Here is a 4,498-nt window from a genome sequence, read left to right as displayed (position 1 = left end):
AAGCTTTAATATGTTGATTTAGCTGAATTACATTAGAAATAAACTTTAAGCAATGGAGCATAATAACTATGAAGAAACTGGTTGTTTTTTCTGGTGCAGGCATGAGTGCAGAAAGTGGAATTAATACCTTTCGCGATAGCAATGGACTTTGGGAGCAATACCGTATTGAGGAAGTCGCTACGCCTGAAGCCTGGTCCAAAAATCCTGAACTGGTACAACGATTTTATAATGAACGGCGTAAAAATATTCTTGATGCCGAGCCGAATGCTGCACATCAGGCTATTGCCAGTTTAGAAGATAATTTTAATGTCGAGGTGATTACCCAGAACATTGATGATCTGCACGAGCGCGCAGGAAGTAAGCGGGTATTACATTTACACGGGAATATTCGCCTAGCAAAGACATCAGGCCCGGACGCGCAATATACTGAAGAGTTTTATCCGGTTGACGGCTGGGAGCTTGACCTCCAGCAACATAAATGTCGGCAAGGTTATTCTTTGCGGCCCCATGTGGTCTGGTTTGGTGAAACTGTGCCTGCTTATGAACAGGCCATTAAACTTGCAAGACAGGCTGATATTTTTATTGTGATAGGTTCAACACTGTCAGTATATCCTGTTGCAGCTCTGGTTAATGAGATTCCTGCTCATTGTGAGGCTTACTATATTGACCCAAAAGCCGATCATGTGCAGCTCCCTGAACAGTACCAGTTACTTTCCATGACTGCCACGGAAGGAATGCGGTATTTAACAGAAAAATTAAAACGGTTATAAGAATGTTTTTATTTTCTGTTTACTGAATTGCTAGCTAAATGTTCAGGAAAATACAGACTAAACCGGACCCCTTCTGGCATATTTTTAACTTCTGTTATCCCTTCATGAATACTCATAATTGACTGAACAATTGCAAGCCCTAAACCTCCAGAACGTCCTTGCTGGTGTCTGGCCGGATCACATTGATAAAAGCGTTCAAACAAATGTGGCAAATGTTGTTCAGCAATATATACATCATATGTCAAAACATGAATTGCATTATATATTTTACCTGCCAGCGTTATCCGTTCAGCTATTATAGAAATATGGCCATTCTCTGTACTATATTCAATCGCATTGTTTAAAAGGTTGGAAACTGCTCTTTGAAACAATAAATAGTCAGCATGGATAAATGTAATCTTGAGGCGGCTGTTAATCTGCAGATTTTTTTCTTCAGCAATTAATTCGAAATATGCCAACAGTTCATTCAGACTACTTTTTAGATTAACCTCTATAATACTTAGGCTATTTTGAGAATGATCAGCACGTGCCAGAAATAGCATATTTTCAACCATCCTTTTCAGACGTTCATATTCTTCCAAATGGGAAAATAACAAATCCTGATAATCGGCCTTTTCACGATTTTGACTAAGCAGAATCTGCGTCTGTCCAATCAGATTATTTAAAGGCGTCCGAAACTCATGTGCCATATCTTCAGAAAAGCGGCTCAGTTGCTGATAACCTTGCTCAATCCGCTCCAGCATACTGTTCATGGCGGTAGAGAGTAGTCTGATTTCGTCACTTTGACTGGTTTCGCTGACACGCTGGTTCAGCTTTTGAATATTGATTAACCGGGTCTGCTCACTTAAATCTCTTAGTGGTGCAAGGCCATAATAACTGACTAAAGCACTCAATATACATACCGTCAAGATTCCTAGCCCAATGTAACCTACAAGCTTTAAGGCAAAGCTATAGAGGACCTGCTCTCGCTCATCGAACTGCTTACCTGCAATCAGCAAATACTGCTGTCCCTGATAATTGATTGTTTTCCATGCCAACCTTGTAGTGGCCTGCTGTTTCTTATTATCAATGAGCCAGGTTTGTTCGGCTTTAGGCAAAATGGGTATATGAATCTGTAAGGGATTAATATAAATCAGAGCAGTTCCGTTCTGATTTTCTAATATAAGCAGATTATCCTGATTTCCAAGCATATTTTCATAAAGTTTGGGCCGCTGAATCAGGCTATTTAAATCGCTAGAATTTTGAATCAGGAGTTCCAGCCGCTCTACCCTGGCTCGCAATGCTTCATCCTGCTGGCGCTTTAATACCTGATCCATACCATTGTAAGCCAGTAGACCTATCGCTAAAAACACTGCACAGGCAATACCGATAAATAATAAGCTCAGCCGAACTGCAAGCGAATGCCGGAATATACTCATGTGTTTGTATCAAGTTTATAGCCCATACCACGTATGGTATGAATCAGTTTAGGCTGATAAGCATCATCAATCTTAGCACGCAGGCGACGTACTGCTACATCAACCACATTGGTGTCAGTATCAAAATTGATATTCCAGACTTGGGAGGCAATTTGGGTACGTGTCATGATTTCGCCCTGATGCTCAGCCAGAAATCTGAGTAAAGCATATTCTTTGTTGGTTAATTCAATAAGGTCCCGGTCACGGTAAACCTTGTGTTCGAGCAAGTCGATTTTCAGATTCTCGACCTGCAACTGTTCGACTACTTTAGTAGATGAACGCCGTAACAAGGTTTTAACTCTTGCCAGTAACTCAATATAGGAAAAAGGTTTTACCAGATAGTCGTCAGCACCCAGTTCCAGACCTTTGACCCGGTCTAAAACACTGTCACGGGCGGTCAGGAATAATACCGGAACTTCCGAAAACTGGCGCAAGGTCTGAATCACCTGCCAGCCATCAAGCTCTGGTAACATCACATCTAGGATAACCAAGTCAATTGCATGCTGTTCAAATAGCATAAGACCTTCCCGTCCGTCATGTGCAAGCCATGTTCGGTAACCTGACTCAGTCAGACCCTTGGCCAGATAGCGCGCTATTTTCTGTTCATCTTCAATAATCAAGATATTCATTTCAAAACCATTTTTCCATTACGCCTAAATGACAAATCTGTAATCTACTTGTCATCCAACAAGACCACATCTCTTTTTATTATGTTTTCAGGATTTAAGGAGATACTCATGTTAAAGCCATCTTACTGGCCTGTTCTGACGGCAAGCTTTATTTTAGCTTCAGGTTTTATCACGACATTGTCTGCGAAAACACCTGAACCAATACAGCAATATAATTTAAGTCTAAAGCTTGCTGAACATTTAGCTGATCATACCATTACTGCCTGTCATGCCCAGCAAAAGAATATTGCAGTCGCGGTACTGGACCGGGGTGGCAATATACTGGTACTCAAACGTCACGAAAGTGTTGGTCCACATAATACCCTTGCGGCACAGCGTAAGGCTTATACTGCACTGTCTACCAAAACACGGACTTCTGTCCTGAACCGTAATGCTCAAAATAACCCTGAAGCCAGTAATTTGAACACCCTAAATGAACTGTTGCTACTCGGTGGCGGTATTCCAGTAACCTATAAAAATGAAGTGATTGGTGCAGTAGGAGTCGCAGGTGGAGGTGGTGCAGCACAAGATGAAGCATGCGCCGAACAGGGTGTCCAAAAAAGTTTATCACAGGAGTAAAAACATGAAAAAACTCATTATTGCCGGTTTAAGTCTATGTGCAGCCCAATTCAGTTTTGCTGCAGCTAATCCGCTCAGTGTGCATGTACTTAACCTAGAAACAGGCTTGCCTTCATCTAATGTTGAGGTCACGCTTGAAGAACAGATTAAAGGAAAATGGGTTCAAATCAGCCAGTCTAAAACCAATGAAAATGGCCGTATTACTGCACTTTATCCGGAAAACAAGAATTTTCATCAGGGGCTTTATAAAGTTACCTTTAAAACAGGTGACTGGTTTAAAACACAGAAACAGGATACTTTTTTTCCCGAAATTCCGGTCATTTTTGAAGTGAAGGGCACTGTACCCCACTATCATATTCCACTCCTACTCAGCCCTTATGGATATTCTACTTATCGTGGAAACTAATCAGTACTAAAATATTAGCCGGCGCTATAGTTTAAGCCGCTGGCTTTTTATTGATCTCTTTGAATTTTAAAAATATAAATAATCTTATTTCTCAAGTTATTCTACGACTTTTATACCAAGATACTACAGATAAATTCTGGTCAGCTGCATTTATTTCCATTTTAATACGCTTCTAATGCTGAGTTTTTATCTGAAATCAGGTTTAGAGTCATAGGGGAGCTTTAACTTATTCTTATAACAAATCTTTCCCTTATACTTTCATTGTTTTATATATGAATAAACATGGTCTGATCTTTTAAAAACTCAGCTTTTTTACCTTAAGAATCTAGTCTTAAATTCTTAGGCTATTAGTATTTACCAGTCCAGGATACTTATGAAAAGCTCTGCTTCCCTATCTGCCTTTCCATATAAAAAACTTCTTCTGAGTGCCTGCATTCTTCAGGCAAGCTGGGCTCAAGCACAAGAAGTTGTACAGCTTGCACCAATTACGCTTGAAGCTACACGTACCGATACGAGCTGGCTTGAAACACCGGCATCTGTCTATCGTATAGAACAGCCACAAAATCAGAATGATCTGGATGTGAATCTGTCAGAGACCCTAAAACGTGTTCCAGGGCG

General features: G+C 40.6%; 5 protein-coding genes and 1 pseudogene. 4 read left to right on the top strand and 2 right to left on the bottom strand.

Annotated elements, in window-relative coordinates; genetic code table 11:
* Positions 1–68: 68 nt before the first annotated feature.
* The gene (locus B3X18_RS05785) at positions 69–770 is read left to right on the top strand and encodes an SIR2 family NAD-dependent protein deacylase (RefSeq protein WP_005026203.1); all 702 of its coding nucleotides are present in this window, start codon (positions 69–71) and stop codon (positions 768–770) included.
* 8 nt (positions 771–778) lie between these two features.
* On the opposite strand, the gene B3X18_RS05780 is transcribed toward B3X18_RS05785, so the two are convergent.
* A complete protein-coding gene (locus B3X18_RS05780) occupies positions 779–2,188 on the bottom strand; it encodes a heavy metal sensor histidine kinase (RefSeq protein WP_005026205.1) in 1,410 nt (469 codons plus the stop codon).
* Positions 2,185–2,856 (bottom strand): heavy metal response regulator transcription factor, encoded by a 672-nt coding sequence (locus tag B3X18_RS05775; RefSeq protein WP_005026207.1) that lies wholly within the window; start codon positions 2,854–2,856, stop codon positions 2,185–2,187. Before B3X18_RS05775 ends, B3X18_RS05780 begins: the two co-directional genes overlap by 4 nt.
* 108 nt (positions 2,857–2,964) lie before the next feature.
* Between B3X18_RS05775 and B3X18_RS05770 the strand changes: the two genes are divergently transcribed.
* The 3 genes and pseudogenes from B3X18_RS05770 to B3X18_RS05760 all read left to right on the top strand — a co-directional run.
* On the top strand, positions 2,965–3,474 hold the full coding sequence (locus tag B3X18_RS05770; protein WP_005026209.1) for a GlcG/HbpS family heme-binding protein: 510 nt from the start codon (positions 2,965–2,967) through the stop codon (positions 3,472–3,474).
* A 4-nt stretch (positions 3,475–3,478) separates the two neighbouring features.
* Entirely contained in the window at positions 3,479–3,880 is a 402-nt protein-coding gene (uraH, locus tag B3X18_RS05765) for a hydroxyisourate hydrolase (RefSeq protein WP_005020012.1), read from the top strand.
* Between the two features lie 373 nt (positions 3,881–4,253).
* Positions 4,254–4,498, top strand: a pseudogene (locus tag B3X18_RS05760) (TonB-dependent siderophore receptor); the annotation flags it as partial.

This window comes from Acinetobacter sp. UBA6571, assembly GCF_002434085.1.
Taxonomy (GTDB): Bacteria; Pseudomonadota; Gammaproteobacteria; order Pseudomonadales; family Moraxellaceae; genus Acinetobacter; species Acinetobacter radioresistens.
This window is presented reverse-complemented; position numbering and strand designations above follow the sequence as displayed.

Bases quoted from the DNA above. Each gene is read 5' to 3' on its own strand.
- B3X18_RS05785 (WP_005026203.1), top strand. From the start codon at position 69: ATGAAGAAACTGGTTGTTTTTTCTGGTGCAGGCATGAGTGCAGAAAGT.
- B3X18_RS05780 (WP_005026205.1), bottom strand. From the start codon at position 2,188: ATGAGTATATTCCGGCATTCGCTTGCAGTTCGGCTGAGCTTATTATTT.
- B3X18_RS05775 (WP_005026207.1), bottom strand. From the start codon at position 2,856: ATGAATATCTTGATTATTGAAGATGAACAGAAAATAGCGCGCTATCTG.
- B3X18_RS05770 (WP_005026209.1), top strand. From the start codon at position 2,965: ATGTTAAAGCCATCTTACTGGCCTGTTCTGACGGCAAGCTTTATTTTA.
- uraH (WP_005020012.1), top strand. From the start codon at position 3,479: ATGAAAAAACTCATTATTGCCGGTTTAAGTCTATGTGCAGCCCAATTC.